Below are 4,461 nucleotides of genomic sequence, written 5' to 3'. Positions count from 1 at the left end.
GTCACACGAGGTTCGTGTCACACGAGAATCGTGTCGATCAATCCCAATTTTCAAGGCAATACTATAATACCGTTAAACATACCATAATATCTTTACCAATATTATTTACGTCAATCGGCTATGCGACCACCGACCAGTCCCTCCAGCACGTTCAGGCATCCTTTCGATGCGTTACACGGCACGCCCGGCAACGTCCGGATCCTGCGCGCGCTCGCGACACACGGCCGTCCGATGGCCACGTCGGAACTCGCCACCCGCACAGGCTTGAACGCCAGCGGCATGCGCCGAAGCCTCACTGCGCTCGCCAACACCGGGCTCGTTGCGCACTTTGGGAGCGCCCGATCGATCGTCTACCAGCTGAACGCCACGCATCCGCTCGCAGCAAGCCTCGTCGGACTCTACGTGGCTGAAGCGGCGAGAGTGGACCGCGTGCTCTCGGACCTTCGCGCGAGCGCGTTCGAACTTACCGTCGCGCCCATCGCGGTGTGGCTCTACGGAAGCGCGGCGCGTGGTGACGATGGACCGCTCAGTGATCTCGATGTCGCGATCATCGTCGAACACGAAGCAGACGTCGCACCAATGGTCGAGGCGATGCGCCAACGCATGGAGCCGACGGAAGCGCGTGAATGCGTCAGCACCTCGTTGATCGGGCTCAGTGCGCGTGATGTCGCTCGGCTCGAATCAGGGGATCCGTGGTGGCTCACGGTGCGAGCGGATGCGATCCCGCTCCTTGGACCGTCGCCCGAGACGCTGGCGCAGTGGATCGAGCAAGAGTTTGGAGCGCCATAGCATGAACTCCGGTATTGCACTGCTCGGCGATCTGCACGGCGACCCACAGGCCCTCGTTCGACTCGATCATCAGTTGCCGCCGGACATCCCGATCATCCAGGTCGGTGACTTTGGCTGGTATCCCGATCGCGTCGCGGCGTGGACCGCCGTCGGTGCGGCGCTGTCGCGACCGGTGCATTGGATCCGCGGCAACCATGAGCACTATCCATCGATGCCCTGGTTGAATTCCACGCATCCGGTCGTGGTCGCCCCCAATATCTCGTTCGTTCCTGATGGATACGTTCTGGAACTCAGCGGTCTTCGCGTTGGCTGTCTGGGCGGAGCGGCGAGCATCGACTATCGGTTTCGCACACTGAACAGAGACTGGTTCCTCGACGAGAACATCACGCCCGAACAGGTGGCGCGCACCGAGTCGTGGCAGCGGATCGATCTGATGGTGACGCACGTCCCTCCACAGCGCACCATCAGCGAATCAGCCAACCCGCTCGTGCGACATCACTTCGGCGTGCCAGCTGACTGGCGTGATCACAACGCGGACATCGTGGAGTCGGTCTGGGAACGCATGTTGCGCCCACCGCTGGTGTGCGGACACATGCACTATGCCTTCGCATCGCCAGACGGTGTGCGCGTGCTCGACATCAACGAGTTCTTACTCTGGGCGCCGTAAGCCGGCAGGGCGTAGGAAGAGCTTTCTCCTTGGCACCAACAGTGTCCAGTTATGGTGAGCGCCACCGCCACTCACTCGCGGCGGATCCACCATCCACGTCGTCATCCGACACCGGCCCGCAAGGTCTTGGTCGAGGCGGCGATCACATGAGCGGGGCCATCGTGCGCTCCACCGCCGATCGGCGGGAGTGCTCGCGAATACGCCGCCACGACAACATGTGGTTGTTCGCGTTGATCCGCCGTGATGCCGTTCTCGGCAACCGCTGACGAACAGCTTTACCGCTGATCGGCACAAATCTTCGCAGATGAACAGCAACGACGACAATTGAGTGTGCGGCGCGGCGGGCGGACGCGTCGTCGCGCGACGGACGATCCGTGTGGTGTTCGCGTTGATCCGCGGTAGAACAGTTTTCTCCGGCCGCTGGCGCACGCGTCGTCGCGCGACACCGGCCCTGGAAGTGCGGGTCACGGCGATCGTCATTATATCTGGACAGTGTTGTCCCTAGTACGCGTACCCGAAGATGATGTCCATCTCGTCCGTGCTGGCCAAGCCGAACGACACGGTGCGATCGGTGGTGTTGTTCCACGTCACCACCGAGACGAGAGCGTCGCCCACTTCCAGCACGAGGGGCGTCGCAAAGTTGGTGAAGCCCGGGTGTTCCCAATCGGTGTTGAGGTACACGCTGGTTTCCGTACCGTTGGCGCGGCGCACGCGTATTTCGAACCGCTCGCCGAGTGCGTGCATGTGCGACGTGAGGCCCAGGATCGTGGTGCGCGTGGGCATCGTGAACACTTTCGTGTGCGTGGTGCGGCGTCCCGGCGGCAGCGAAATGTCCGTGTTCGCGTAGTTCAGTGAGCGCGCGACGGTCTGGATGTTGGCGCGGTCGGTGAAGTACAGGTTGGCGAACGCTTCGCCGGGCAGATCGGTCGGCGAACGGTTCACGTAATGCACATTGAAATCGAGCTGCGTATTGGCGGGCAGTCTCAGAGCGACGCCGGCTGGGAACCGATAGTCGTAGTCGGGCGTCATCGCACCGGCAAAGAACACGTGACACGCCATCGGCAGCATGTTCAACAAGTTCATGCTGCCATCGCGATTGCGAATGTCCCGCACCACGTTCGCGGCCGGACGCGTATTGCACGGGAAGGCGGTGTTGCGTTCGTCGAACGTATACAGCAGCAGGTGATGGCTGCCCGGACGCATACGCGACTCGATGCGCGTGACGTACAGGTCCGTGATATTCCCGACCCGTCGATTGACGAACAGCTCGCGCTCACCGAGCGGCGTCACGGCAAAGCTGTCGACCTTGAGCTGGAGGCCGCCACTGGCCGGCGCGGCGAGCGGCGTGAACGTGGCCGCCTGTACGCGCGTGTCCCGCAGCGCGAGCGTATCGGCCACGTGGCCGGTGCGCGGCGCCCCCGCCTCGATCCAGCGTCGCACGTACTCCAGCTGACCAGCCGTCACTCCTTGCACCGTGCCCATCGGCATCAGATTGCCGTAGTCGATGCTGTGATGTCCGGGAATCCACGCCAGCTTGTGAAAAAAGAGCGAACTGTCGCTCCGGAAAGCCTTGATGCGCAGCATTCCACTGGCCTTGGCCGTTCGCTGCAGCGAGGCCACGCCCACGAGTTGCTGGTACGACGAATCCGCCGTGAGCACCAGCCCGGACTGTCGTGCGCCGGGGTCGCCGGTCTTGTGACAGGACACGCACGACGGATTGAGAATGTCGCGCTGAATGCGGGCGTACGTCCCGTCGGCGATCGTGGTCGTCGGGGCGATCGACTCACCGGCTGCATTGTCGCCGCCCGAACAGGCAACGGTCAGCGCAAGCAGGAGAATAGGCCACTGGTTGATTTGACGCATCGGAGTTCCCATTGGGGGGCGAGCGGCGGGCTGGTACTGGATTTGCTGAAACTAGCGCAGTTTGGCTGGACGCGTATCCCCTGGTCGTCGGCTGGAGGAACGCCAACGGCAAACGACGAGAGCAACAGCAACAGCCGGAACACGGATGCCACGGATTACACGGGAAAAGCACAGATGAGCGAAACAGCGCTGTTCATCTTATCAGTGACGTTTCCGTGTATTCCGTGGCATCCGTGTTCCGGCGGTTCGTGATCTTGCGCATAGCTCCAAAGGCTCACAACCACGCGCTCGCGTTGTAGGTCTCGCGGAGCGGTACGAAGTGGCGGGGTCAATAGACGATCCTTCGGACTTCATCGTGCGGCTCGCTGGCAAGCACTGGCGTGACGACAAAGCCTTCCCAGGAGGCCTTTGGCTGACTGAGCAATTGCATTTCAGACGCCATCCCCGGCAGTTGATGCAGGAGCCCGTTGTCGGTAAAAACATCGTCGCTCGTCCACCCTGAACGCGTCGGTCTTCGAGCGGCCGTGGCTCACCGTCGTTGGCTCACGGAACTCTGCCAGCGAACAGCAACAGCAACAGCAACAGCAAGAGCAACAGCCGGAACACGAATGCCACAGATTACACGGAAAAAGCACAGATAAGCGAAACGGCGCTGTTCATTTTATCAGTGACGTTTCCGTGTATTCCGTGTATTCCGTGGCGTGCGTGGCATCCGTATTCCGGCGGTTTGCGATCTTGCTAACAGCACAAAACCGGGTCGTTCACGCTGGCCGAGCGACGCTCGCACCAACCGCCTTCAAGACCACCGCCACGTTGGCGAGCAGCACCGACGAGTCGAAGGGCTTTTCGATCAGCACAGGCGACGGCGCGTCCCCTCCGTCGTGATCGGCCGCGCCATCCGCATAGCCGGACATGAAGATCACGGGGACGGCCGACCATTTCTGCCGCACTCGCTGAGCGAGTTCGCGCCCGCCCATTCCCGGCATGCCAAGGTCCGTCAGCATCAGCGCTGGCGGTCCCGTTTGCTCGATGATGTCCAGCGCTTCGACGCCACTGCCGGCCAGCAATACCGTGTATCCGGCTCGCTCGAGCAGACGACCGGTCACTTTGCAGATGGCCGGCTCGTCGTCCACCACGAGTAC

At 62.0% G+C, this 4,461-nt stretch carries 4 protein-coding genes; 2 read left to right on the top strand and 2 right to left on the bottom strand.

Features of this window, described 5'->3' with window-relative positions:
* The first annotated feature begins 120 nt into the window (after positions 1–120).
* Together ACESNG_RS16990 and ACESNG_RS16985 are read left to right on the top strand one after the other, a co-directional pair.
* Positions 121–789: a helix-turn-helix domain-containing protein gene (locus ACESNG_RS16990; RefSeq protein ID WP_373059859.1), complete on the top strand. Its 669-nt coding sequence runs from the start codon at positions 121–123 to the stop codon at positions 787–789.
* A 1-nt stretch (position 790) separates the two neighbouring features.
* The gene (locus tag ACESNG_RS16985) at positions 791–1,456 is read left to right on the top strand and encodes a metallophosphoesterase (protein ID WP_373059857.1); all 666 of its coding nucleotides are present in this window, start codon (positions 791–793) and stop codon (positions 1,454–1,456) included.
* Positions 1,457–1,957: 501 nt separating this feature from the next.
* On the opposite strand, the gene ACESNG_RS16980 is transcribed toward ACESNG_RS16985, so the two are convergent.
* Together ACESNG_RS16980 and ACESNG_RS16975 are read right to left on the bottom strand one after the other, a co-directional pair.
* Positions 1,958–3,319 (bottom strand): hypothetical protein, encoded by a 1,362-nt coding sequence (locus tag ACESNG_RS16980; protein ID WP_373059855.1) that lies wholly within the window; start codon positions 3,317–3,319, stop codon positions 1,958–1,960.
* Positions 3,320–4,080: 761 nt separating this feature from the next.
* Positions 4,081–4,461 (bottom strand): response regulator (locus ACESNG_RS16975; protein WP_373069929.1); only part of this gene is annotated, 381 nt, incomplete at its 5' end.

The organism is Gemmatimonas sp., assembly GCF_041689975.1.
In the GTDB taxonomy this organism is placed as follows: domain Bacteria; phylum Gemmatimonadota; class Gemmatimonadetes; order Gemmatimonadales; family Gemmatimonadaceae; genus Gemmatimonas.
The sequence above is the reverse complement of the archived record's forward strand: the minus strand, read 5'-3'. Positions and strand labels throughout refer to the sequence as shown.